General features: G+C 58.1%; 21 protein-coding genes and 1 pseudogene. 10 read left to right on the plus strand and 12 right to left on the minus strand.

The annotated features are described in order from the left end of the window. Positions 1 to 153: 153 nt before the first annotated feature. Positions 154 to 1185, minus strand: a complete 1032-nt coding sequence (locus ACONT6_RS05680; protein WP_428820803.1) for a hypothetical protein — start codon at positions 1183 to 1185, stop codon at positions 154 to 156. 58 nt (positions 1186 to 1243) lie between these two features. After that, on the minus strand, positions 1244 to 2767 hold the full coding sequence (locus tag ACONT6_RS05685) for an adenylate/guanylate cyclase domain-containing protein (RefSeq protein WP_428820804.1): 1524 nt from the start codon (positions 2765 to 2767) through the stop codon (positions 1244 to 1246). 435 nt (positions 2768 to 3202) lie between these two features. Here ACONT6_RS05685 and ACONT6_RS05690 point away from each other — a divergent pair, with 435 nt between their 5' ends. The 5 genes from ACONT6_RS05690 (at position 3203) to ACONT6_RS05710 (ending at position 9652) form a co-directional block, all read left to right on the plus strand. Beyond that, complete coding sequence (locus tag ACONT6_RS05690) at positions 3203 to 4993, plus strand: hypothetical protein (RefSeq protein ID WP_428820805.1); 1791 nt, start codon at positions 3203 to 3205, stop codon at positions 4991 to 4993. Between the two features lie 215 nt (positions 4994 to 5208). Further along, positions 5209 to 6030 carry a hypothetical protein gene (locus tag ACONT6_RS05695; protein WP_428820806.1) on the plus strand — a complete coding sequence of 274 codons (822 nt, stop codon included), beginning with the start codon at positions 5209 to 5211 and terminating at the stop codon, positions 6028 to 6030. A gap of 33 nt (positions 6031 to 6063) precedes the next feature. Then, the gene (locus ACONT6_RS05700) at positions 6064 to 7101 is read left to right on the plus strand and encodes an extracellular solute-binding protein (protein WP_428820807.1); all 1038 of its coding nucleotides are present in this window, start codon (positions 6064 to 6066) and stop codon (positions 7099 to 7101) included. Continuing rightward, positions 7098 to 8624 (plus strand): ABC transporter permease, encoded by a 1527-nt coding sequence (locus ACONT6_RS05705; protein WP_428820808.1) that lies wholly within the window; start codon positions 7098 to 7100, stop codon positions 8622 to 8624. The genes ACONT6_RS05700 and ACONT6_RS05705 overlap by 4 nt, the downstream gene beginning before the upstream one ends. Before the next feature lie 8 nt (positions 8625 to 8632). Then, positions 8633 to 9652, plus strand: coding sequence for an ABC transporter ATP-binding protein (locus ACONT6_RS05710; RefSeq protein WP_428820809.1), 1020 nt, complete (start codon positions 8633 to 8635; stop codon positions 9650 to 9652). Positions 9653 to 10182: 530 nt separating this feature from the next. Here the strand turns inward: ACONT6_RS05710 and ACONT6_RS05715 are convergent. From ACONT6_RS05715 to ACONT6_RS05750, 8 genes are all read right to left on the minus strand, one after another. Next, on the minus strand, positions 10183 to 11304 hold the full coding sequence (locus tag ACONT6_RS05715) for an OmpA family protein (protein WP_428820810.1): 1122 nt from the start codon (positions 11302 to 11304) through the stop codon (positions 10183 to 10185). Between the two features lie 398 nt (positions 11305 to 11702). After that, a complete protein-coding gene (locus ACONT6_RS05720) occupies positions 11703 to 12473 on the minus strand; it encodes a TrmH family RNA methyltransferase (protein WP_428820811.1) in 771 nt (256 codons plus the stop codon). Next, complete coding sequence (locus ACONT6_RS05725; RefSeq protein WP_428820812.1) at positions 12470 to 13387, minus strand: Rossmann-like and DUF2520 domain-containing protein; 918 nt, start codon at positions 13385 to 13387, stop codon at positions 12470 to 12472. Before ACONT6_RS05725 ends, ACONT6_RS05720 begins: the two co-directional genes overlap by 4 nt. Beyond that, complete coding sequence (locus ACONT6_RS05730; protein WP_428820813.1) at positions 13388 to 14143, minus strand: pyridoxine 5'-phosphate synthase; 756 nt, start codon at positions 14141 to 14143, stop codon at positions 13388 to 13390. Next, positions 14140 to 14811 carry a peptidylprolyl isomerase gene (locus ACONT6_RS05735; protein WP_428820814.1) on the minus strand — a complete coding sequence of 224 codons (672 nt, stop codon included), beginning with the start codon at positions 14809 to 14811 and terminating at the stop codon, positions 14140 to 14142. The genes ACONT6_RS05730 and ACONT6_RS05735 overlap by 4 nt, the downstream gene beginning before the upstream one ends. Positions 14812 to 14934: 123 nt before the next feature. Beyond that, on the minus strand, positions 14935 to 15618 hold the full coding sequence (locus ACONT6_RS05740; protein WP_428820815.1) for a TIGR04211 family SH3 domain-containing protein: 684 nt from the start codon (positions 15616 to 15618) through the stop codon (positions 14935 to 14937). Positions 15619 to 15686: 68 nt separating this feature from the next. Next, positions 15687 to 15986 carry a YciI family protein gene (locus ACONT6_RS05745; protein ID WP_181253624.1) on the minus strand — a complete coding sequence of 100 codons (300 nt, stop codon included), beginning with the start codon at positions 15984 to 15986 and terminating at the stop codon, positions 15687 to 15689. A 107-nt stretch (positions 15987 to 16093) separates the two neighbouring features. After that, positions 16094 to 16870: a VC0807 family protein gene (locus ACONT6_RS05750; protein WP_428820816.1), complete on the minus strand. Its 777-nt coding sequence runs from the start codon at positions 16868 to 16870 to the stop codon at positions 16094 to 16096. Positions 16871 to 17223: 353 nt separating this feature from the next. Between ACONT6_RS05750 and ACONT6_RS05755 the strand changes: the two genes are divergently transcribed. From ACONT6_RS05755 to rluB, 5 genes and pseudogenes are all read left to right on the plus strand, one after another. Further along, positions 17224 to 18150 (plus strand): PHP domain-containing protein, encoded by a 927-nt coding sequence (locus tag ACONT6_RS05755; protein ID WP_428820817.1) that lies wholly within the window; start codon positions 17224 to 17226, stop codon positions 18148 to 18150. Between the two features lie 37 nt (positions 18151 to 18187). Continuing rightward, positions 18188 to 18811: an L-threonylcarbamoyladenylate synthase gene (locus tag ACONT6_RS05760; RefSeq protein ID WP_428821478.1), complete on the plus strand. Its 624-nt coding sequence runs from the start codon at positions 18188 to 18190 to the stop codon at positions 18809 to 18811. 222 nt (positions 18812 to 19033) lie between these two features. Beyond that, positions 19034 to 19855 (plus strand): annotated as a pseudogene (locus tag ACONT6_RS05765) (segregation and condensation protein A); the annotation flags it as partial. A 317-nt stretch (positions 19856 to 20172) separates the two neighbouring features. Beyond that, positions 20173 to 21207, plus strand: a complete 1035-nt coding sequence (scpB, locus tag ACONT6_RS05770; RefSeq protein WP_428820818.1) for an SMC-Scp complex subunit ScpB — start codon at positions 20173 to 20175, stop codon at positions 21205 to 21207. Continuing rightward, a complete protein-coding gene (gene rluB / locus ACONT6_RS05775) occupies positions 21204 to 22178 on the plus strand; it encodes a 23S rRNA pseudouridine(2605) synthase RluB (RefSeq protein ID WP_428820819.1) in 975 nt (324 codons plus the stop codon). Before scpB ends, rluB begins: the two co-directional genes overlap by 4 nt. 89 nt (positions 22179 to 22267) lie before the next feature. On the opposite strand, the gene ACONT6_RS05780 is transcribed toward rluB, so the two are convergent. Then, on the minus strand, positions 22268 to 22966 hold the full coding sequence (locus tag ACONT6_RS05780) for an SRPBCC family protein (protein ID WP_428820820.1): 699 nt from the start codon (positions 22964 to 22966) through the stop codon (positions 22268 to 22270). A 208-nt stretch (positions 22967 to 23174) separates the two neighbouring features. Further along, positions 23175 to 24548 carry an ATP-binding protein gene (locus tag ACONT6_RS05785; RefSeq protein ID WP_428820821.1) on the minus strand — a complete coding sequence of 458 codons (1374 nt, stop codon included), beginning with the start codon at positions 24546 to 24548 and terminating at the stop codon, positions 23175 to 23177. Between the last annotated feature and the right edge of the window lies 1 nt (position 24549).

Below are 24549 nucleotides of genomic sequence, written 5' to 3' on the forward strand. Positions count from 1 at the left end.
GCACTAGTGGCTGAAGGCCACAAACAAAAACCCGGCATTATTGCCGGGTTTTTTTCAATGGAACTTTTGCTTTACGCGGTAATTAACTCGGTTACTTCTGCCGCTCAACTGCCGATTGCCGCAAGGGTAGTCTGCGCTTCAAGGTATCCTTGCTTACGGTGTCGATAGGGCTCGCAGGTTCTGGAGCACTTTTTCGGCACGCGCAATATTGGACTGCAGTTCGAGATTGTTGGGGTCCAGTACTCTGGCGTCGTGCCATACATGCAGCGCGCGCTCGATATTGCCCTGACTGTACAGGTCATTACCCCGCTTTATGGCTGTTTCGACCCGGCTGTTTAACTGCGTCTGAAATTGCTTTTGCAGAGATGGTAGTTGGGGATGTTGCGGAGACATTTCCTGTATGTGGGCTAACTGATTTCGAGCATTGATCAGGTCGCCAGCCGCCAGCGCCTTTTCCAGATTGGCAATGGGGATCTGCAGGTCTTTTTTCTCGGCAGTTTGAGTTCTGGAATCTTTTTTCTGTGAGGCGATGGTTGTCTTTCGCTTGTGCTGGCGAAGTGCCTGATTGGCGCGGGCGAGATTGCGCGCTAGCTGTTCCCGTTGGTCTTCATCCTGCTGAAGGTCGTCCCCGTAAAGGCCTTTGGCTATCGTCAGCGCGTGTTGCGCCAGGGAGTAATCCTGTCGAGTCATTGCCAGTTCGGCGTGCTCTTGTAGAGACTCCGCAGATGCGCGGCGCTTGCGCTGAAAATTTTTCAGCTCCAGCCATGTGAGCACTCCGGGGCCTTTGAGTTGCCGTAAGCGTCGGTAAGTCTCGGTATCTTTCAGTAATTGCTCGCCGCGATGGATTTCCAGCTCCATGCGCACACGTGCTTCCCGCAAACGACGTCGCTCGGCTAGTTGTTGGCGCGCTGTTAGGAGAGCCTCGCTGGCAGGTAGTATGCGTGCTGCTCCAGTTAAAACCTGCTCTGCGCCGTGCCAGTCACCCTGCTGTTCCAGGCTGTTGGCTGTGCGGATTGCGCTGCGCTCGAACTGCTGCAGGTCGGTGCGCAATTGGTCAATGAGTCGTCGTTGGGTTGGGGTTTTGGTTTCTAGGGTCTGTAGCTTATCGAGGTTTGCCGACTGCTCTCGGGCCAGATCCACGGTCTCTGGGGAAAACCCCTCCAGGGTCTGTTGTTGACTAGGCATCAGGCTGCAGCTGGGCAGCAGGGGCAATAGCAGAAAGCAAAATAACGCTATCCGGCAATCAGGCATGTTCGGCGGTCCGCTCGCTCGGTTGGGTGGTTCTTGTATTCAGTACTTTGCTCAGGTTGGCCCTGAGCGCTGGCTGGTAGTCACGGTGTATATCCTGGACGGAGTAAACACCCACCGGGGTGGATTTACCGCGGATGGGTAGGGTCTTCCCGGCCTGCGCGACAATGCGTGGCTGCAGCATGCTGTACAGCTGTTCGCGGATGATGATCTGATCCGGTTGCGCTTCGCAACACAAACGGGATGCCAAGTTGACTGCATCGCCGACCACGGTGTATTCCATTCTTTCTTCAGATCCCAGGTTGCCCGCCAGCATGGCCCCGCAGTTTACACCAATGCGGAAATGGATCTCTGGTCGGCCGTCTGCTCGTCGTTCTTCGTTTAACTGCGCTGCCAATTGTTGAATCAGTACGGCACAGCTGACGGCGTTGAAGGCATGGTCGGTGTCGTCTTCCAACACGCCGAACACTAGCATCGCGCAATCGCCAATAAATTTGTCGACGACCCCACCGTACAGGGAGCAGGCGCGGGAGATAAAGGAGAAGTATTCATTGAGCAGTTCGGAAACCTGGCTGGGCTGCAGCTTTTCCGACATGGCGGTAAAGCCGGTGATATCTGCAAACAGGACCGTTGCTTCAATGGGGCGGTCGACCAACCGGACTTCATCCAGGTTCGCCAATACCTTGTCGGCGACGTTTTTTGATACATAGCGGGAGAAGACCTGTTCGACCTGGGACTTCTTCAGCAGCCCTGCCGCCATATTGTTGAATCCTTCGAATAAAAAGCCGATTTCATCATTGCGCTGCTGATCGATACGGATAGCCAGGTCGCCGCGGTCGATGGCGCGGGTCGCCTCCATCAGGTGGTGAATCGGCAGCGACAGGCGTCGGCTCAACCAGTAGGCCAGCAAAGACGCCAACACCGTCATGGCAAGGGTAGCGTAGATGATGGCATCGCGTGCCCGCACCGCTGCCTCATCCATCAGGGAGGCTGACAGGGTCACTACGACAGAGCCCACCTGCACGCCCTGATAGGTTGCAGGGGCGACAAAACTGATCATCCGCTCCCGGGACCCATCGGTCGCTTGTCGGAATAAGGGCTGGGAAGTGACGCTGTTCGATTGGAAATTGCGCTCGGCCAGATCTGGCTGAATGCCGGTGGCCGAGAGCAAGCTGCCGTCATGCCCGTATATCCCTGCACCGAGAATTTTTTCGTCCAGCCCCAGGTTGGTTGTCAACATACGCAGGTTCAGGCTGTTCTCAGACAGAATCGGCTCACTGGCCTGTTTGGCCAGCTGCAGCGCCATGCTGCTGCCGAAATCGTGCAGCTGGGTACGGATTAGGCGATTCTGGTTGTCACTGATAAACAGGCCGAGACTGGCCATACCCAGCACCAGCAATAGCGTCATGACCAGAGCCAGCTTGAATGCAATCGGCACATGGCGGGGCAGCAGTCGTGCAAGACGCAGCTGCAGACCGTCAGCGATGTGCCGCAAGGTGGCTTTGGTCTTTTTGATCAACAGGGGCTCTCCATTCACAGTCACTGGGCGTTGTCACCGGCGAGCGGGAAGGGGACTATACCAGCAATTGGGTAACGATTGACCGCCTTCTACACTGGGGCGGCCGTTTGGGGATGGGGGATTCGCTGAATAGTTTGTGCGCGGATCCTGATATCCCAACCTATTCGGCGCGGATCAGCACCTAAATACCGGTTTCATGATCGGTATGGAAAATTTATTGCATATAGGCCGGTATGTCGCCGTTTCGCGTGCCGCCTGCGGACTATGTTGACGCAGGGTTCACTTTTCCAGGGTGGGCCCGATAGCATTGGACTACTTCGGCGACTTTTTTCCCGATTCCATGCATCGAGGGGCATGTATCGGCGGCTTTGCACGCTTTTGTCCTGATAGGCTGCTTCAGCTCCCGGTCTGTGTCGCCCAGATGCCTGATAGCCGGTGAAGCGCTTGATGCTCCTCTATTTGAGACCGTTCAACTTGATATTCTTCAAAATGATCAGTCTGAGAACCTACTTGCTGGTTTTCACAGCCATAGTGATGTTAATAGTCACGAGCCTTTACTGTTTGGCGGGAAAATCAATTTGGAGCCCGGGCTTATCCAACCTGGATCTGCCGGAGAATTCGAATTACCTGAACGCTTCTCCCTGGGGAGTCGCGCCGTCCCACACCAGTGCGTGGAATATCAATCGTTGGAAAGATGCCATTTACAGTGCTGGTATCAAAAATGTCCGGGGGTTTCGTGTAGATCAACCGGATATTGTCGAAAGCCTGCGTGATACCGGTTTCGAGCTAAACGGCATTTTGCAGTGGAGCAGCACGAAGTCGCCGGGAAGTGTGCCTGCAGATGATCTGGATGGCTGGGAAGTATATATCAGAGAGACCGTTGCAAAGTTTCCCTACGTCACCCACTGGGAGGTTTGGAACGAGCCCCCAAATTTCACCCATGACAAAACGCCCGATTCATACGCCGCAATCGTGGCGAGAGCGTATGACGTTATTAAGACTATTGATCCGGGCTTACAGGTTGGCTTGGCTGCAAAAAGTACGCACCTGAACTACATGGCGCAGACCATTCACGCCGGGGCACGTAATAAATTTGATTATATAACACTGCATCCCTATGAAGTCCTGGATCTGGTTAAGACTGGGTACGACGCTCTGTATATGAATATTGCCCATGGAACCCGCAAGATGTTGCAGGAATTCAATCCCGAAAAGGTATCTGTGCCCATTCGATTTACAGAAGTGGGAACGGAGCTGGAAGATCCCTTAAATGGCGAAGATGCGCAGGCGCATCAGGCGGGCGTGCTGGTAAAGGCAATGACAATGTCCCTTGCCCAAGGTATCGAAAAAGTTTACTGGTTTGAGCCTATGGATACAGAGGGGCTCACACTGGGGTTGCTGGAAAGCCAGAGCACTCCGCGGAAAGCACTGCAGGCATTCGAAAACCTGGTGCACCTGATTGGAGATTACCCGGTTTACCTGGGTTGGCATCGCCCGCAACAGGGGGCGATGCAACTGTTCTTCAGGAATAAAGAACAGGTCGTATCCATCAGTTGGGCAGATTCCGATACTAGCTTCCGGCTCGCCATAGGAGAAAAAGGGGCAAAGGTGGTCGACCTTGTATCCGGTGAATCCCAAGCCCCGCCGGGGCCGGCTGTTGTCGTGGGGGCTGAGCCGGTTGCTGTGGTATACCCGATTACCACGACCGGCATCGTTGATACCGTTCGATCTGCTTTGGAGAATCGCCGCCGACCCTTGCTGCCATACAACGGGGGCTTTGGCGAAGTGGAAATGATCTCGATTACCCCCGACTCGGAAAACGGCATCCGGATTCTGGGCGATCCTCAGATCGTCAGCGCGGGTGTTGAGCGGGCTTTTGATCTCTCCCGACAAACATCCCTGATGGCAGTGCTATCCCCCAGTTTCTTTAATACATTCAAGGAAGATGTAGAAGTGACGCTGGAAGTCCGGGCCAAACCGGGGGCCACTGCGACACCGGGATTTAACCTAAAACTCGACTCCTATAGCACCGCTGAGGTTGTTGCCGGCGAAAACTCCAGCCCTGGCTGGAATTCTATCTCCAGCATCGAGTTCTATCGGAAAACCTGGAAGATTTATGATTTGACCAGTACCGGATCCTTTGGGTATCAGCTTCGCTTCGAGTCAGACTCAAGTGAGCTGTCCCAGTATGAGGTGAAAAAGCTTTCCGTGAGAAGGCTTCAATAGATCACCTCAGGATTGGATGTCCTCGAGCCTTCAGGAGTGTCCCTGGGTTGCTAGGTTGGAAAACGGGTGATACTGGTAGAGACCGAGAATTTCCGGGGGAAGTTCGGTAAGATCCACCACCCGACACACTTTACCTTTTATTACACCGGATCTGTTTGAGCTTGGCGTTGATAATAAGTATCATTTACCCAAAGTTTGAACACTGGGAATGTCCTATGCAATCTATCTCATTAGTATCCTTGGTACGGAAGCATCGCAGCCTGGCATTCGGCCTGTTTGCCATGCTGGCAGCCGGTCAGGTATCCGCCAACGGCGCCATTGGCGATCACGTCAACGATCTCAAGGGGCATCTGGAGCAGTACTCTGAAGAGGTAAACTGGCTGGTATCCAAGTACGACGAAGTCGTCGATACCTATGAGAAGCAGGGTAAGAAGGCGGCCAACTCCAATGTCATGGTGGAATACTGGGAAGAGGTGGATTTCCACTCCGCTATCGAAACCAATTATGTGCCGGTTTACGCGAATATCTGGCAGGGTATCTTCGGTGTTAAGCAGGCGATCGACGCCGGTGAACCCATCGCCAAGGTGCGCGAAGAGCAAGCCAAACTGAATCAGGCTCTGTGGCAGGCACTGGGAGCGGTAAAACTGGCTTCCCAATATCAGGAGAAAGGCCTGTTGGCCAAGGTGCAGACCACCGAAGCTGAGCCGACCTCCATGCCGGAGACCCTGGAAGACATCAAACACCGGCTGGATCGTGTTGTGGCAAAATACGCAGAGCAATTGCCAGAAGCCGCTACCTCCATTGTGCACGATACCTACTTGCACCGTTTCGAAGGTGTAGAGGGCGCGCTGATCGAGCAGGACGCAGCGCTGGTGGAAGATCTGGAAAAAGACTTCAACGTAACCTTGCCGCAGGCGCTGGATGGCAAGTCCAGTGTGGACGACGTACGCAAGGTGGTGGAATCCATGCAGGTCAAGCTGGATAAAGCCAAGTCGCTTCTCGAGGAAGCGGAGAAAAAACGCAAGGACGTTTTCTAAGTCTCTCTGAAGACGTCACAGTAAGGACAATAAGTGCAGCGCAGAGCTTTTCTACACAATCTGGCCGCGGTTGGGGCCATCAGCTGTTTACCGCTGTCGATCCAGCGCAGTTTGGCGGCGGAGGCCGGAGCGGTCTCTGTCGATCAGTTGCCGAAGCTGGAAGGGGATATCACCCTCTATCTCGGACGAGGTGAGGGCGGCCTTTACGAAAATGTGCTCGAAGCCATTCGTAAGCGCAATCCCAAGTTGAACCTGCAGATCCGCCGCGGTTCCAACGCGGCACTGGCCAACAGCATTGTGGCCGAGGCCAAGGCCGGTGTGCGGCGCGCAGATGTGTTCTGGGCCGTGGATTCCGGCGCAATTGGCCTGGTCAGCGATGCCGGTCTGGCACGGCCATTGCCCGCCGACCTTGTCGGCCAGCTGAAACCCGGATTTCAGTATCCCCAGTGGGCACCGGTTACCGGGCGTATTCGCACCCTGCCGTATAACACCGATCGCCTGACGCCGGCGCAGATCCCCGAGAGTGTGATGGCACTGGCGGACAGCGATCTCGCTATCGGTTGGGCGCCGGCCTATGCTTCATTCCAGTCGTTCGTCACTGCCATGCGCCTGCTCGAAGGCGAAAAGGCTACCGAGGAATGGCTGCGCGGTGTTAGTCGGCACGCTACCAGTTACGCGGGGGAACTCGGTGTGGTGATGGCAGTGGAGCGCGGCGAAGTGGACCTGGGCTTTGCTAACCATTACTACACCTTGCGCCTGAAATCCGGAAAGCCGGACGCGAAGGTTGATCTCGCCTTTACCAACAATGATGCCGGTTGCCTGGTGAATGCCTCGGGTATCATGGCGTTGACAGAAGGCGATCTGCCGATCAACTTTATCCGCTACCTGCTTTCCCGGGAAGTGCAGTCCTACCTCGCTGCCGAGGCGTATGAAATTCCGCTGGTGGACGGCGTCAAGCCGCCAGAAGGGCTGTCTGCGCTCAGCACAGTTTCTCCCCCTAAAGTGGACCTGACGGAACTCGCCGACCTTCGCCCCACGCTCAACCTGATGCGTCGTGTCGGGGTTCTATGAGCCTGTGGCCCGGTTCAAGGTGGCCTGCGTCCTACCCGCTGGCCCTGGTGATCGCGCTGCTGGCATTCGTGCCGGTAGGTGTGCTGGTGGGGCTCGCTTCTGACGGCGGTCAGCTTTTCGATGCGCACAACCTTAAGGTTCTCAGCAATACACTGTTGTTGATGCTGTTTACCGTTCTGGGGTCCGTCGCGATCGGTGTGCCACTCGCACTGATTACCGCCTACGTCCAGTTACCCTGGCGCAGGCTGTGGCTCGTTGTGCTAGCGGCTCCACTGGCCATTCCCAGCTATATCGGTGCCTTTACCCTGTATGCCGCGTTCGGGCGTGGCGGGGAGATCCAGCAAATGCTGGGGGTGCCGATGCCCGCGGTCAACGGACTTGCCGGCGCCACCCTGGTGATGACGCTCTATTCCTACCCCTTTGTAATGCTGACTACCCGGGCGTCCCTGTTGAGCCTGGATGCGAGTCTGGTTAATGCGGCACGCACATTGGGTATGACTATCGGTGCCAGTTTGTGGCGAGTGGTGTTGCCCCGTGTGGTGACGGGAATCGCCGCGGGAGCACTGCTGGTGGCCCTGTATACCCTGTCGGATTTCGGAACCCCCGCGATCATGCGCCTGGACACATTTACTCGGGTGATTTTTGTCGAGTACAACGCATTCGGTCTCAGCCAGGCGGCAATGCTCTCGCTGCAGTTGCTAGTGATTGTGGGGTTAGTCCTGTTTCTGGAGTCGCGCGTGCGCGGCAGCAAGGAAAAGCCTGGGCGTCACCTCACGCTCTGGCCATCCCGCGCGCAGAGATGTTTGATGGCGCTGGCGATAGCGCCGGTGACCGTGCTGGCCATTGTGTTACCGCTGCTGGTGTTCAGCATCTGGCTGGTGCGCGAAGGCACGGCAGGTTTCGAATTTACCTATGCATGGAATTCTGCCCACGCCTCTTTCCTCGCTGCGTTGGTGGCCGTTGTACTGGCGATTCCTGTTGCGCATGCGGCGATTGCCGGTCGCGCAGGTCGCTTTATGGAACGCCTGACTTACTTTGGTTTTGGCGTGCCGGGTATCGTTATGGGAACGGCGCTGGTGTATGTCGGTTTGAAGTTGCCCTTCCTGTATCAGACCCTGGGGTTGCTGGTACTGGCATATGTGCTGCGGTTTCTGCCGCTTGCCGTCAGTTCCGTGCGTTCCACTGCCGAGGGGCTGGATCCCAGTCTGGTGAAAGCGGCGCGTCTGTTGGGGGCCAGCCCGCGCGAGGCATTTCAGCGAATCACGCTGCCTCTGACCCTGCGCGGGATGGTGGCCGGTGCGGCGCTGGTATTCCTGGAGGCGATGCGGGAGTTGCCCGCCACGCTGATGCTCGGACCCACCGGGTTCGAAACCCTGGCGACCTATCTGTGGCGGGTTTACGAAGCGGGTTATTTTGGTCGGGCGGCGATTCCGGGCCTGCTGCTGGTATTGATGTCTGCGTTGGGGCTCGCCCTGATGTTATCCGGCGAACGCCGGGCCGAATTTGATGTTACTGGGAAATAAGCGCAGCCATGCTGAAAGTAAGTAACCTGTCTGTTAATTACGGTTCTACCCGCGTGGTGAAGAATCTGGATCTCGCCCTCGGGGACGATGAAGTCCTGATGCTGGTGGGCCCCACGGGTTGCGGTAAAACCACGATTCTGCAGGCGCTGGCCGGACTGATTCCGATTTCCGAGGGTGAGATACAGCTAGGTCCCTGGCGTTCGACGGCGAGCAAGTCTGTTCCGCCTGAAAAGCGCAACGTGGGAATGGTGTTTCAGGATTTTGCCCTGTTTCCGCACCTTACCGTGCAGCAAAACGTGTGCTTCCGGCTGACTGACACCGCGCTCGCGGACCACTGGCTAAAGCTGCTCGGCCTGGATAACTTCCGCCACGTTAAACCGGCAAGCCTGTCTGGTGGGCAGAAACAGCGTGTGGCGCTGGCGCGCACACTGGCTCATGAGCCCGCCTTTGTCCTACTGGATGAGCCTCTGTCCAACCTGGATGCGGCGCTCAAGGACAGTCTGCGCTGGGAGATTCGCGAGGCGCTTAAGGCGGCCGGAATTCCGGCGATCTGGGTGACCCACGATCAGGAAGAGGCGCTTTCCATTGGCGACCGCGTGGGGATTCTGAATGCCGGTCAGTTGGAGCAACTGGACACCCCGGAGCGCTGTTTCTCAGAGCCCGCCAGCCGCTTTGTGGCGCGGTTCCTCGGTGAGGCGAGCTTCCTGCCAGGGCAGCTTGAGTTGGCGAGGGTGGAAACCGAGTTGGGCCTGGCACCGGGTATCCCGATCGATGGCGCCAGCGGTGACGTCGATTTGTTGGTGCGGCCGGATGACCTCTCGCTGATGCCCGCCGAAAGTGGCAATGGTGTAATCGACTGGGTGCGCTATGAAGGCTGTTCCCGTCTCTACGCGGTGACTATTGGCAGTGGTTCACAGGTGCGCGTGCGCACCAGTCATGAGGTACACGCCGAGCCCGGCGATCGCGTACAGTTGGGGATTATTACCACTCACCCGCTGGCAGCTTTTTCTCGTGCTATTCAGGGCTGATAATCTGGTCTGACCAGGTTTTATCGGTTTCCTCTTGCCGATTGCATGGCGGGTCGATACGAGAGGTCGATGCGCCAATTTGGCCCCTTCGCCGATCCTTCCTGCAAACCGTGCTTCTCTGCTGTGCAAATCCCTCTTTCCCGTCACTTATCCCGTATTCGGCGTCAATTTCAGTAGCCCCAAAGGGCTAACGCAAAAAGCTTTCCACAGAGTAGGGTGAACGTTTTGGCGCATTCAGTTACAGCTGGAATTTGTCAATAGTGTTTTGAAGTTCTCTGTAACTTATTGATTTTAAAATGAAAATCTATTTGGTTAAATTTTCCTCACAAAGTGGTTACAACGGTGTAATGCGGGCTGGCGGCGTTTTCCCGAGTGTTGTTAACAGACATATCCACAGATTCTGTGGATTGTGAATAAAAAAACCGGCAGATGCCGGCTTTTGTGCTACCCGGGTAATTAGATACCCGGGGTTCTCAGATTGTTCGCAGCGCGAAGTGCGTTGACCATCTTCTCGCCGCTGTCATACCGGATCAGCGGAAGGTCAGTTCCACCCGGCGATTTTGTGCGCGGCCTGCTTCAGTCGCGTTGGAGGCAACGGGCTGTGTTTCCCCATAGCCTTTGGCAGTAATACGGCCGGCACTGATACCGCTCTGCACCAGATAGCGACGCACGGATTCGGCACGCAGTCCGGAGAGGCGCAGGTTGTAGCCATCGTTACCCTGGCTATCGGTGTGCCCGGCGACTTCTACCTGTGTATTGCTCTGGTCCCGCAGGGACTGCACCACGCTATTCAAGGCGGCTTCCGCTCTGGGAGTCAGTTTTGCGGAATTGAATTCAAACTGGATATTCTCCAGGGTGATGGTCTGATCCGCTACTACGCAGCCGAATTCATCCACTTCTGCCCCGGGCAGGGTATTGGGGCAGCGATCGTTCTGGTCCAGCACGCCGTCGCCATCGCTGTCCGTATTGATGATTTCCTGTTTGGGTTCCGGCGGTGGTGGCGCGACCACCGGGGTTGCCACTGGCGGGCAGTTGAGGGGAATGCTGAGCCCGATACCAAATTGCCAGTCATTCATATCGTCGGCGAAAAAGTCGCGGAAATAGCGGACTTCAGCGCGAACCTTGAGGCCGTGACGGCCGATGGCGCCACTGGTGATACCGGCACCGAAATTCACAAAAGCATTGGTTTCCTGGATGCCGTAGTCGAACTTGGTGTTGTTATGGGAGGCGCCGACACCACCCAGCAGGTAGGGGGAGTACCCATTGCGACCGTTGAAACTGTAAACGGCGTCCATACCGATACCTGACAGTTCCAGGTCTCCGGTGGGCGTTAGCTCGCCGGTGTAAACGTAGGGGGTGTTGGACGGAATGATGACTGGTTGCGGTGGGTTGGCAAAGTTATTGAAATTGTCGTCCAGCATGGCACCGAAAATCTGTACCTCGGTAAACCAGTTCCCCTGGGTCTGCCAGCCGTAGGCAGCGCGCATGCCCGCGCCCTGGCGCTCGGTATTGCGATCTTCATCGACGCGGGTAAGGAACGGCATGATGTCGATGTAGCGATCTTCCTGGGCCATCACCGGTGTACTGGCCGCCATGGCGGCAACCAGCGCAAGCCCCACAGTCATTTTCATCGGCTCGGGTGTGTAAGGCATAAAAGGCTTCCTTGTCTTGATGATCTTGTCTTTATGGTTCATTGGCTCTGTCTGGAGAGCAATTGTCAGAAGTCGGGTTGCGGCCAGTGTTCTGGCAGATAGTTCCCGGGTAAACCGCTGTGCTCAATTTATGACCGAATGCGGGATCACGGTTTATACCCGTTACTTATTAGTTGATCTTGGCGACTTTTCCAGTCTTGTCGCGGGTGGTTGGGAAATTAATGGCGGGAATCTGTTTATGTTGTGCAGGTGAGCCCAAATAGGGGGCCAGGATGGCAGAAGTTTGCCTGGAGCGCGGTGAGGAGAGGGGTGAGGAGAGGGGTGAGGAGAGTGGTGAGGGATTCGGGGAAAGGCTGCTCGCGAACACACCAAAAGACGGCCGGCTCGCGAGCCCTTGTTCAGTACTGGTGGCGGAAGCTGATCAGCGCTGCAGTGATGGCGACATTCAGGCTTTCCACGCCATTTTGCATGGGAATGCGCAGGCGGTGCGTGCAGGCTTTTGCCACTGCCGGGCTGACACCGTGGGTTTCGTTTCCGAGTACAAACACTGTCGGGGTCTTGTCATCAATGGTGCGCAGTGTGTCCTCCGCGTGGGAAGACAGGGCGCAAACCCGTGCGCCTTGTTCGGCAAACTCCTGCAGCACCGGTGCTAGCTGGTCGCAGCGGAGTATGCGGGTCTTGAACAGGGTGCCCACGCTGGCCTTGATCACCAGCGGGTCTACCTGTGCGCACCCCTTGCGCGGCAGGATAATGCCGTCGATACCGCCGGCACACGCGGAGCGAATGATCATACCCAGGTTTTGCGGGTTGGTGATGCCATCCAGTGCCAGCAGCTCAAAGGTACCATCGCCGGACTCGCGCAGAAAACGTTCCGCGGTGCCGTAGTGGGGTAGTGCGAGATCCAGTGCCACCCCCTGATCCTGGCGCGCGTTTTTTGAAATGCGCGAAAGGCCTTTGCGATCCCAGTGGGCGATCTCAATATTGCGTTCCGCGGCCAACTGTTCGATTCGGGAGATCAGCTGATCCTTGCGGTTGCTGTCGGCCAGGTGCAGTTTATGCACCGGCAGGCTGTCGTCTTCCAGTGCTTCCAGCACCGGCTTGCGCCCGTAAATGGTCAGCAGACTGTCAAAAAAAGCGCGTTTTTTCAGGTATTCAGGGGAGTCGGTCACGGTTTCTGTTCGTTGAAAAGAGTGTGGAGTTTTTGCGCACTTGCGGCGTCCAGTCCGGCCTTCTGGGCCAGCGGTAGGGCCGCATCGCCGAGCGTGCGGTAGACCGACGCCAGCGAGGTGCGCGCGGGATCGTGTTCCGCACTGGTGAGCGCCGAAAGCGCTTCCAGCTGGCGGGCCACGGTGCGGATATCCCCGCGTGCCAGGGGGCCGGTCAGTGCTTTTTGCGGTCCCAGGGTGAAGTTATTTTTTGCCGTCTGCATCACGATTGGCGCAAGCAGTGTGCGTGCAGTGCTCTCGTCGATACCGGCGGCGGCAAATGTCTGCAGGCTGAGATCCATCAGCACCGTCAGGTAATTGCAGGCCATCACCGAGCCGGTGTGATACAGCACCTTTTGCTCGGGGCTTAGTGTAATGCAGGCGCAGTCCAGCGCGTTGAAAGCATTGTCGAGTAGCTCTCGTCCGGCGGCGTCCCCTTCCAGGGCGACGACAGATCCCGGCAGGTCCTCGAGCGAGCGCACCGGATCAGCAAAACTGTGCACCGGGTGTGCACTGGCGAGAGCCGCGCCGGAGCATGCGGAGAGTGCACTGGCCGGTAACGCGCCGCTGCAGTGGAAAACCACGGGGCTGGGTTTGGCGGCGGACTCATGTGCAGATTGGGGTTGGAGGTGCAAAGCCAGCGCTGTGGCGGTGGCCTCGATGGCGTCATCCGCGACAGCAACCAGCCAGCAATCCGCCGGCGCCATGGAGGAAATATCGGCAACCGCTGTGCCGGCGCCGATAAACGCTGTGGCTTCAGTGGCGCTAGCGAGACTGCGGTTGCAGATATTGCCAATCCGGAACACCCCGCGCTCGGACCACAGTCGCGCCAGGGTGCGGCCGAGCTTGCCGCCGCCGATGACATTAAGTGTGAGCAATTACTTGCCTGCCAGACAATTGACGTAGGCTGCCACGGCATCAGCGAGCCCCATGCTGATTGCATCCACGGTCAGTGCGTGGCCAATGGACACTTCCTGCAGGCCGGGTAGGGTGCGATAGCGGGGCAGGTTAATCAGGTTGAGATCGTGCCCGGCATTGATACCGAGACCGAGGTGCAGGGCGTGTTCTGCGGCGGCGCAGTGTGCGGCAAAAATGCTTTCAAGGTCGCCGCTCTGGCGCGCAACCGCTTCCGCATAGGGGCCGGTATACAGTTCGATACGATCCGCGCCGACTTCCTTGGCGAGACCAATCTGGGTTTTATCCGGGTCCATAAACAGGCTGACACGAATACCCGCATCCCGCAGTTGCTGGATGATGGGCTCCAGTCGGGCGCCGTCCTTGTCCAGGTCGAAGCCGTGGTCCGAGGTAAGCTGGTCATTGCTGTCGGGAACCAGGGTGCACTGCTGTGGTTTGGTCTCCAGTACCAGCGGCAGCAGGCCGGGGTAGCTGCCCATGGGGCCAGCGAAGGGGTTGCCTTCTACATTGAATTCGATATCACGGGATGCGCACAATGCAGAAAGATCGCGCACGTCGTGGGGGCGAATATGACGCTGGTCCGGGCGCGGGTGCACGGTGATGCCATCCGCTCCGGCGTCCAGGCAAGTGCGCGCGTGGGCGACCACGTCCGGGTAGTTACCTTCGCGGGAGTTGCGAATCAGGGCGATCTTGTTGAGATTGACGCTGAGTGCAATCACTGGCTTTTGCCTCCGGTGGCGTTGGTTTGGGGGGCGGCCGGATTGTGTTCCCGGCTGTCGTCTTCGGCGTCTGGCTGCGGGTTGCTGCTGGAACCGGTGTCTTTGCGGGTGGCTTTCAGTATACGCACTGCCGTATTAGGTGCATCGCGAAAGGCTTTGTGCTGGCCGCGGGGTTCCGCGGCAATCTGCTGCACCACGCTCATTCCCAGAAGGACTTTGCCAAACACCGTGTAGCCGGGTTTATCGGCGCTGCCATCCAGGCGGCTGTTGTCTGCCAGGTTGATAAAAAACTGAGATGTTGCGCTGTTTGGCTCGCTGGTCCGCGCCATGGCGATGGTGCCGCGTTCATTGGAGAGGCCGTTGTCTGACTCGTTCACCACCGGGTCGTTGGTGTCCTTCTCCTGAAAATCGAAGGTAAAACCGCCGCCCTGAGCCATAAAGCCCGGGATCACACGGTGAAAAATCGTGCCGTTGTAGAAACCGCTATCGACATAGTTGAGGAAGTTCTTCACTGTTTCTGGGGCCTTGTCGGCGTACAGCACCAGCTCGATGGTGCCCAGGTCGGTTTCCAGTTCCACCCGCGGGTTATTGGTAATGGCCAGGGTGAGGCCGGAAAAGCACACCAGAGTGGCGGCGAGCAAGGCGCGGAACACGGTGGGGATCTTCATGCAGTAGTCACTTGTTTTGGTTCTTCGGTAACTGACACCGGAAATAAAAAAGCCCGGTCGGTGACCGGGCTTTGTGAGCCGGTTATGAAATTCTAACCGCTGCTCAGTGGTGTGGGAAAGGCGTTAATTGGCCCATCCCGTGTTGCGTTTACGCGGACGGAAGTGGGGCGCGATCATGGCGAGGATTGCGCCCATCAGTACCGAGATGGCGCCATACATATACCACTTCTGTGTTTCGCTGCTGGAGAGGCGCTGGATTTCCGCCTGGTTCATGGACTGCTTCTGCTTCAGTAGCTCGTGCTGGTTGAGCAGCTTCTGGTGGCGCTGGTTGAGTGCAACCGCGTCAGCAGACAGGGACTTGAGCTCCTTGAGCTCCTTGGAAAGGGCATCCGCGCGTTCTTTTTCCGCCTTCAGTGCAACGCTCAGCTTGCCGTTGTCTTCTTCGAGCCGGCGCACTTCGCCGCCCAGGTTTCCCTGTAGGCTTTCAATATGCTCCAGGCGGGCTTCCGCCTGAGCCAGTTTGATTCTGGCGACCGGCTCGGCCTCCAGGTACTGTCTGCGTACCCAGCCTTCCTCTCCGCCTGGGGTGCGTACCTGGGCCCAGCCGGTATCCGGGGAATCCTGCAGCAGGGTGAGTTTGGTTCCGCTGGGCAGGCCGCGGTGCAGAATACGGAACTCATTACCCTGGCCCGAGCGCATCGGAACATGGAGCTCGTCGGTGATGTAGCGTTCAGAGCTGATGGCCTGGCTGTGGCTGGCGCCGAGTGCGATCAGGCCGGCGGCGACGGTGTGCAAAAACTTTTTCATGGTCTGGAACAAATCGGGTACTGATGTACTTTTATCGTGACTGATGGTCTGCAATCCGGCTCTGCCGATCAGGGCAGAACCAGTTTGTAGGGCTTTACGGTTACCGCGGCGTAAACACCGGCTTCCACATAGGGGTCGGCATCTGCCCACGCTTTAGCTTCCTCGAGGGATGCAAATTCTGCAACTACGAGGCTGCCGGAAAAGCCGGCTTCACCCGGGTCTTCACTGTCGATGGCTGGGTGGGGGCCGGCGATCAGTAGACGTCCCTGGTCCTTGAGCGTGTTCAGGCGCGCAATATGTTGCGGGCGGGCAGACTGACGCAGGGGCAGGCTGTTTTCGACGTCTTGGCTGATAATGGCGTACCACATAATGAATTTCTGTTTCCTGAGTTCCGTTTTTATAAATTCGGGTTTTATGCCGCAGATTACTGCTCGACATTACCCGATGTTGTTGTCCTTTAATGGTGTCGCAGCGGTCACTGCTGCACCAGAATTTCTTCCAGCTTGAGCCCGGTCAGTTTGCCGATGCGGCGAAACAGGAATACCAGTACCAGCATCAGGATAATGGTTGCCGGAAGGGCTATTACCGGAAAGCTAAGCGCGGTCATCTTGCCCAGCTCCTCATTGAACGCCTCGGTGCCCGGAGGGCTCTTCAGGAGTACCTCGGCGAGGATGTAATTCAATGTGGAGGACAGGAAAAACGAGCCGGCAATCATCCACGATGCTTGTTGCAGCGTGCGATCGAAAGCAGACGCGTTACCGTTGGAGGACAAGGTGCGGGCAATCTTGTGGGTGTCGAGAATGCGATCGTTGTAGATCAGTGTGCGCACCAGCGGCCAGCGAGTATAGAGACTGGCGATGGTAGCGATGCCGAGCAGGCCGGGAATGGCTGCTTCCTTGATTGCGATATATTTCGCATCCAGCTCCAGCAGGCTCATGCTGCCGGTCAGCAGGATACTGGTGATGCCGAGAGCAGAAAAGAAGTTGACCTTGCCGGAACGCAACAGGTCGCGCAGGCCGTAACCGAGGGGGAACGCCAGGGCGACAACAATTGCCCACTTGGTACCCAGCCAGCTGTCGCCGGACAGCTTGGTGAGGATCACGGTGGGGATGACAATATTGAGTAGCAGATTGGCCAGCAGGCTCTCTTTCTGTGGTGCTTGCTGGGCAGTATCGGCCGGCAATGAGGCCTGTGCCGGGTCTGCGGCGGTGCCTGCCTGAGAGGCTGGATTGCTGTGATTACTATCGGTCATGGTCTGTTCCGGTGATAATGCCCGCTGGCTGACTGTACAGCTGTCAGTGGCGATAGTGGATCCCCGTTCGCGGGGCCTTATCCCTGAAACCGGTGAGCCGGTCTGGTGCGTCGAGCCATGTCATCTTGCCATGCCATGGGATGCCGAATGCCAAAGTACTGGGGCAGCTTGCTCAAGCTGCACTGGTATATGACGGCAATCCGGCGGGAAAGTTCCTTTCCATGCTGGCCCGCTTGAAATTGCGGCCGGGAACATTTCGAATACCCGGAGGAGTCAACAAGGTTGTTCTATAAATTGCGCACTATCCAGAACACGGTTTTAAAAACCAGCGGTAACCAAAATGAACACAGAGTATGGACCCTGAACATTCCCTTGGTCGTCCTTTGCTGACTGAGCAAGCGCTATCTGGTCAAATTGACCTGCACTGCCACAGTACCGCGTCTGACGGTATTTTAAGCCCTACGGCGCTGGTGTCGAGGGCCAAATCTGCAGGTGTGACACTGTTGGCGCTCACAGACCACGACACCGTTGCGGGAATTGATGAGGCGGAAGCGGAGGCGCGTGCGCAGGGACTGACCCTGTTGCCAGGCATTGAGCTGACTGCCCTCTGGGGGCGGCGGGTAGTGCACATCGTCGGGCTGAATGTAGACCGACGGGCCACGGCACTTGTCCAGGCGATCCGGCTGCGTGACCAGTTGCGCCGGGATCGGGCGCAGCAGATTGCCGAGCGACTGGAAAAACGCGGTTTTGCGGGCGCGCTCGCCGGTGCCCGGACATTTGCAGGGGAGGGGGTGATCGGGCGACCGCACTTTGCCCGCTGGATGGTCGAGGCAGGACATGTCAGTGACAGCGGGAAAGCATTCAAGCGCTATCTGGGCGCAGGCAAGATCGGTGATGTCGCCGTGCCCTGGCCGGATATGGCGGAAACCATTTCTGCGATCCGCAGCGCCGGCGGTGCCGCCGTGCTGGCGCACCCGCTCAAATACGGACTGACTCGCACCAAACTGCGGGCCCTGCTGGCGGACTTTTGCGCTGCCGCGGGAGATGCGGTGGAAGTGGTGTGCGGACAGCAGAACCCGGTACAGACCCGCGAAATTCTCAGCTTGCTGGATCAGGTGACAGTGCCCGCAGGGGAGCCACGCGGACCATTGCTTGCCTCTCTCGGCAGCGATTTCCATCAGCCCGACCAGCCGTGGCGGGCGCTGGGCTGTGTGCGCCTGCCAGCGGGCGTCGAGCCGGTCTGGAATCTGTGGCAAACTGGCGCCAATCAGATTCAGTAGCCTTGTGTCTTTTATAAAACGTCTTCAGGGGGTAAAAGTGGCGCAGTTCTTCCAGATACATCCGGAAAATCCTCAGGCTCGTCTGGTCACTCAGGCGGCGGATATTGTCTCCTCCGGAGGTGTAATCGTGTTTCCTACGGATTCCGCTTACGCCATCGGCTGCCGGCTGGGCGACAAGCTGGCTGTTGAGCGGATCCGCGCCTTGCGCCAGCTGGACAAGGACCACAATTTCACCCTGATGTGCCGGGACCTCTCCGAGCTCGCCAGCTACGCCAAGGTGGATAATCAGATGTTCCGCCTGTTGAAGAACCATACACCGGGTCCGTATACCTTTATTATGCCGGCCACTTCCGAGGTGCCGCGCCGACTATTGCACCCCAAGCGCAAGACCATTGGCCTGCGGGTACCGGATAACGCCATCGTGCAGAGCCTGATTTCCACCCTGGGCGAGCCGCTGATGAGCTGCAGTCTGATCATGCCCGGCGAGGAGCAGCCCCTCACCGACCCCTATGACATTCGCGATACCCTCGAGCATCAGGTTGAGCTGGTGATCGATGGCGGTTTCTGCGGCCTCGAGGCCACTACCGTGGTAGACCTGACCGGAGATGAAGCGGTTCTGGTACGCCAGGGCTGTGGTGCGATTGATGAAATTCTCGGCTGACACTGATGTATAATCGCCCGTTTGGTTGTGCCGAAGGACTGCAGTGTGTCCAGTGACGATATAGAAGAAGCGATCGCGGTCGCCCCCGGTGAAGCCGGCGGGGCGGAGCACCCTGTAGCCGATCCCGACGCCGAGATCGCTGCGCCACCCGTGGACGCGGTCGAAGCTGCTGCGGCGGAAGTGGACGCAGCCTTGAATGCCGAGACTGACGCTACTGCAGAGATTGCCGGCGTCGGTGAGCAGGCCGGCAGCAGCGGCCCCCGTCAGGGGGAAATGCCTTTTGCCATGGTTGAGGGCAAGGCATTTACCGACCTGCCCAGCGACCTGTATATCCCGCCGGACGCACTGGAAGTCATTCTTGAGGCCTTCGAAGGCCCTCTGGACCTGCTTCTCTACCTGATCCGCCGTCAGAACCTCGATATTCTCGAGATCAATGTCGCCGACATCACCCGCCAGTACATGGCCTATGTAGAGATGATGAGCGCGATACGCTTCGAGCTGGCGGCGGAATACCTGGTGATGGCTGCCATGCTGGCGGAGATCAAGTCGCGCATGCTGCTGCCGCGTCCGCCGGAAGCAGAGGAAGAAGAGGGTGAAGATCCACGCGCCGCGTTGATTCGCCGCCTGCAGGAATACGAGCGCTTCAAGACTGCGGCGGAAGACATGGACGAGCTGCCCCGTGTGGGACGCGAGATCCACCAGGCCAGCGCAACCGGTCCGGATCGCAAGCTCACGCGCCCGGAACCGGAAGTCGACCTGAAAGAGGTGCTGGTTGCTCTGGCGGATGTGCTGCGCCGCGCCGACATGTTCGAGAGTCACCAGGTGGAGAAGGAAAAACTCTCTACCCGTGAACGCATGACCCAGGTGCTGGATAAAATCCGCCACCGCCAGTTTGTGCCTTTTGTCAGCCTGTTCCGCGCCGAAGAGGGCCGCCTGGGAGTGGTTGTCACCTTCCTCGCGGTGATGGAACTGGTCAAAGAGTCACTGCTGGAACTGGTGCAGAACGAATCTTTCGGTCCCATTCACGTGCGCGCCCGCGGCGAGGTGGAAGAGTCCTCTGATGAGGGGCAGGGCGAGGATGAGAGCGAAATCGCTGACGGCGACGTAGCGGATGCGTTGGACTCCGAAGACTATGTTCCTGAGGTAAGTTTTTCTGAGGTAAGTTTTTCTGAGGTAAGTGTTTCTGAAGAACAGGTTTCTGAAGAGATTGCCGAGGAAGGCTTTGAATCGGCCGATGCGCCGGCTGTGCAGGGCGAACCGATCGCGGAAGCGAGCGACGTCGAGCCCGACAGCGAACAAGAACCCGATGCTGAGGCGACAACTCCGTCGCTGTTCAGCTGATAGCAAGTGAACGCCATTCAATGAGTATTGCCCCGGAATTATTGCGCCGGATCGTGGAAGGCGCTCTGCTGGCAGCGGCACAGCCGCTGTCGGAAGATCGTCTGCTGTCCCTGATCGATGAGGGTGAACGCCCCGAGAAAGCGGCTCTGCGCGAGGCCCTCGAACAGATCGCGGAAAGCTGTAGCGAGCGCGGTTTTGAACTGAAACAGGTCGCCAGTGGCTGGCGCTTCCAGGTGCCCGAAGATCTGGCGCCCTGGGTGAACAAGTTGTGGGAAGAGAAACCGCAGAAATACTCCCGTGCCACCCTCGAGACCCTCGCCATTATTGCCTATCGCCAGCCGATCACCCGCGGTGATATCGAGGAGATTCGCGGGGTTGCAGTGAGCTCGCATATTGTGAAAAGCCTGTCCGAGCGCGGCTGGATCAAGGTGGTGGGGCATCGCGATGTGCCGGGAAAACCGGCGCTTTACGCAACCACTCGTGAGTTCCTCGACTATTTCAATCTAAAGAGCCTGGATGATCTGCCAACCCTGGCCGAGATCCGGGATATCGAAAGCCTCAACGCAGCGCTGGATCTAGGTGAGGGCGGTGCGCCGTCACAGGCAGATAATGAGGCCGGCGCCGATGCGGAAAGCGGCGCGGATAATGACGCGCCAGCGGTGTCTGCAGTTGATGCAGACGAAGACGTTGCTGACAACACTACTGCCGAAGCCGAAGCCGAAGCCGAAGCCGAAGCCGAAGCCGAAGCCGAAGCCGAAGCCGAAGCCGAAGCCGAAGCCGAAGCCGAAGCCGAAGCCGAAAGTACCGAACAAACCGCGACCGAAGACTACGCTGTAGAAGCGGAAGAAGCGGAAGAAGCGGAAGAAGCGGAAGAAGCGGAAGAAGCGGAAGAAGCGGAAGAAGCGGAAGAAGCGGAAGACATTCAGTCCGCTTCGGACGAGGAGTCGTCGGATTCTGCCGACGGCCCAGAAGAATCACCGGCAGCTCGGGAAGAGCCCCAGGAGGAAACAACCAATGAAGACGAACACAAATCCCCGGAAAACCTCAATTCATGAGTAATGACGCGGCGCCAGCGGGCGAAAAACTGCAAAAAGTATTGGCCCGTGCGGGCATGGGTTCGCGCCGGGAAATGGAACGCGCCATTGAGGCTGGCCGTGTCACGGTGAACGGTGAAGTGGCCGGCCTGGGTGAGCGGGTAACCGAAGAAGACCAGATCGAATTTGACGGTAAACGCCTGTCTGGCGGTGAAGACAACCGCCTGCGGGTGATCCTGTACAACAAACCCATCGGGGAAATCTGCTCACGCCACGACCCGGAAGGTCGTCCCACTGTTTACGACCGGTTGCCGCGCCTGAAAAGCGGCCGCTGGATTTCCGTGGGGCGTCTGGACTTCAACACCAGCGGTCTGCTGTTGTTTACCAACAGCGGTGAACTGGCGAATAAGTTGATGCATCCATCATCGGTCATCGACCGTGAGTACCTGGTACGTATCCAGGGCCAGGTAGACGACGATATGAAAAAGCGCCTTACCAGCGGTGTATTGCTGGATGATGGACAGGCGCGTTTTACCGATATCGTAGAGAGTGGCGGCGAAGGTACCAACCGCTGGTTCTACTGTGTGGTGATGGAAGGGCGCAACCGCGAGGTGCGTCGCCTGTGGGAATCACAGGGCGTGCGGGTCAGCCGACTCAAGCGTGTGCGTTACGGCAGTGTGTTTATCCCGTCCCACGTGCGGGTTGGCCAGTGGATCGAGATGGAACCCAAAGAAATCGACGACCTGTGCATTACTGCCGGGCTGCCGAAGCTGGGCCAGCGACCACTGACGCAGGCTGAAAAAGAAACCCTGCAGCGTCAGCGCCGCAAGCTGCGCAAGTCCACGGCATCTCCGGGCGGGCGCACTCCGGTCAAGAGTGCGGCGCCCAAGGACGCCAAAGGCAGGGATTCCCGCGCAAAAGGCGCGAAAGAAGATACCCGCGGTCGCTCGGCACCGAGAAAAGGCGGCGCCAAACCCTCTCGTCGCGGGTAGGGCGCGGCGGGTCTCGTTGACCTAAAGCAGAAACGAAAAAGGCAGCCAGTGGCTGCCTTTTTTGTGCGCGAGTGGTTGTCTATTGCAGCTTATGGTTGCTCTTCCTCAAATTCCTCCAGCGCATCGCCATCGGTATCTGGCTCTTCAATTTCGTCACCCTCAATAATCTGGTTTTCCATACCGGGGTCGACATTCTCGGGCTCCAGTGTACCTGGCTCTGTGGGCGTGGGCGCTGCTGATGGGGCGTCGCTCGTTCCCTGTCCGGCACTTTCGGATTCCACCAGGGTTTTGAGTTTCTGCAGGCCGTCTTCGTAGGATTTTCCAACCATTCTCGAAACCAGTAACCCCATCCAGCGGGCGATGGGGCTGCCGCCCATCTCCGAAGCAAACGTCCAGGTCACATTGGTGCCGCTCCCCTGCGGCTGCAGTCTGAATTCGGCCTTGGCTTTGCCCTGTGGCCCGAAATCCAGAGCGGTGGCGATCCGCGAGTAGGGCTCGCTGGCGGTAATGGTCTGTGAGCCAGTGCCCACGTTGGGGTTTTCACTGGTCCACTTCATGACCGCACCGTTGCCTTCCGGAAAGCCCTCGTAGGTGTACTCGGTCTCCGGGTCTATCTGATACCAGGGCGACCACTTGTTGAAGTTGCGAAAGTTGTTCAAGTAGGGAAAGACCACTGCCGGTGGCTCGGCGATATACACACTGCGCTCGGTCGTCGCCACGCGCGGGAACAGGAAGCCTGCGAGCACCAGCAGGGCCAGAAAAATCAGAATGTAGAGTATCCAGCGCATGCGCTATCCCCCGATCGATTTCCCGCAAGCCTGTCTGGAGACGGCGTTAGCAGGTGGTTGTCGTTGTCGCACCCCCGCGGAGGCGGGGTTACTTTTGGTACAGCTGTTGGCTTGAAAGTGTACTGGCTGGCGCAGAGGTTCGCCAGTTACCCCGACATGGAGAATTTTGTTGCGCGTTTTTCGCTGCCGCTCTCGATTAGCTGATCAATTAAAAATTCGCATCAACACAGGGCAACTTGATGCGAATGGCAAGGCCCGCACCCGCTACATTGAAGGCTTCGATACTGCCATTGTGCTGTGCCACCGTGCGCTGCGCGATGGCGAGCCCGAGTCCAAAGCCACCGCTCTCCCGGCTGCGGGCCTCATCGGTGCGATAGAAGGGGCGGAAGATGGCCTGCAGTTCTGATTCCGGCACGCCGTTGCCTGAGTCGGTTACCTGTATCTGGCACTGGTCGCCGCTGTGCCCGATATCCACTGCCACCTGGCTGCCAGCGGGGCTGTACTTGATCGCGTTGCGCAGGATGTTTTCCAGTGCGGCGGTGAGCGAGCTTCCGCGTGTGGCTACCAGCAACTCGCGATCGTCGCTGCGGATATCGAAGCGCACCTGCTTGCTTGCTGCCTCGTCTTTCAGGTCGTCGCGCAGTGCCGCCAGCAGGCTGTTGATTTCCACCACATCATCCAGAGGTCGCTCATCGTTGCCGCTTACCGGCAGGGACAAGATGTCCGCAATGATATCTTCGAGGTAGTCGGCGGCCTTGCCGATTTTATCCAGCTCCGGGTCCAGCGCCTGCACATTTTTCTGGCGGGCAATGCCCAGAGCCACCTGCAGGCGGGCCAGGGGGGAGCGCAGTTCGTGGGAGACATCCTTGATCAGGCGTCGCTGTTCGGCCATGGATTCCTGGACCTGTGCGGTCATGGAGTCAAAATCCGCCGCCAGTTCCCCCAGCTCGCGGCTGTGCCCGCGCAGGGTGGGGGTTACCCGATAGCTGAGGTCGCCTGCGGCAACCCGCCGGGTGGCGGTGCGCAGGTTGTCCAGCGGTTTGCTCAGGTAGCGCGCCAGCCAGTAACAGGCGAGGCCGGAAGCGAGTGTGGCGAGCACCAGAATCGGCCAGAAGCTGCGCAATACAAAGCGCAACAACAGCTCTTCCTTACTTTTACCCGCAACAAATACCACGCTCAGGCTTTCACCGCCGCGCCGCGGGACGAAGAATGCCACGCTGGGCTTTTTGTCGACCAGCCCCCGGGCCTCGCGATTGCGGTAGCTGAGTGCGGCAAGCAGCGGTGCCATGGACTGGGGGACGGTACGCGCGAGTATCTCATTGCCATCGCGGTCGATGGCAAAGATCCGTTTCTGCACATCGGCGGGCTGGCGTTCCAGCCAGTGGCGGAAGTGCTCGATACCGTGCCGGCGGGTCATGCGCAGGTTGTGGGTGATTTCGCGGAATAGCTCGGGGCCTTCCCAGCGATCTTTCTGGGCCGGGTCGCCAAACTCGCGGATATGGGTGATGTATACCGCGGCCAGTACCATGATCACCGCCGTGAGCCAGGCGCCGAAAAACATCCGGCCGAAAAGACTGCTCATG

Source organism: Microbulbifer sp. MCCC 1A16149 (assembly GCF_050368945.1).
GTDB lineage: Bacteria > Pseudomonadota > Gammaproteobacteria > Pseudomonadales > Cellvibrionaceae > Microbulbifer.

Coding starts and splice junctions, on each gene's coding strand:
- ACONT6_RS05680 (WP_428820803.1), bottom strand. CDS start 1,185: ATGCCTAGTCAACAACAGACCCTGGAGGGGTTTTCCCCAGAGACCGTG.
- ACONT6_RS05695 (WP_428820806.1), top strand. CDS start 5,209: ATGCAATCTATCTCATTAGTATCCTTGGTACGGAAGCATCGCAGCCTG.
- ACONT6_RS05705 (WP_428820808.1), top strand. CDS start 7,098: ATGAGCCTGTGGCCCGGTTCAAGGTGGCCTGCGTCCTACCCGCTGGCC.
- ACONT6_RS05710 (WP_428820809.1), top strand. CDS start 8,633: ATGCTGAAAGTAAGTAACCTGTCTGTTAATTACGGTTCTACCCGCGTG.
- ACONT6_RS05715 (WP_428820810.1), bottom strand. CDS start 11,304: ATGCCTTACACACCCGAGCCGATGAAAATGACTGTGGGGCTTGCGCTG.
- ACONT6_RS05735 (WP_428820814.1), bottom strand. CDS start 14,811: ATGAAGATCCCCACCGTGTTCCGCGCCTTGCTCGCCGCCACTCTGGTG.
- ACONT6_RS05740 (WP_428820815.1), bottom strand. CDS start 15,618: ATGAAAAAGTTTTTGCACACCGTCGCCGCCGGCCTGATCGCACTCGGC.
- ACONT6_RS05745 (WP_181253624.1), bottom strand. CDS start 15,986: ATGTGGTACGCCATTATCAGCCAAGACGTCGAAAACAGCCTGCCCCTG.
- ACONT6_RS05750 (WP_428820816.1), bottom strand. CDS start 16,870: ATGACCGATAGTAATCACAGCAATCCAGCCTCTCAGGCAGGCACCGCC.
- ACONT6_RS05755 (WP_428820817.1), top strand. CDS start 17,224: ATGGACCCTGAACATTCCCTTGGTCGTCCTTTGCTGACTGAGCAAGCG.
- scpB (WP_428820818.1), top strand. CDS start 20,173: ATGAGTATTGCCCCGGAATTATTGCGCCGGATCGTGGAAGGCGCTCTG.
- rluB (WP_428820819.1), top strand. CDS start 21,204: ATGAGTAATGACGCGGCGCCAGCGGGCGAAAAACTGCAAAAAGTATTG.
- ACONT6_RS05780 (WP_428820820.1), bottom strand. CDS start 22,966: ATGCGCTGGATACTCTACATTCTGATTTTTCTGGCCCTGCTGGTGCTC.
- ACONT6_RS05785 (WP_428820821.1), bottom strand. CDS start 24,548: ATGAGCAGTCTTTTCGGCCGGATGTTTTTCGGCGCCTGGCTCACGGCG.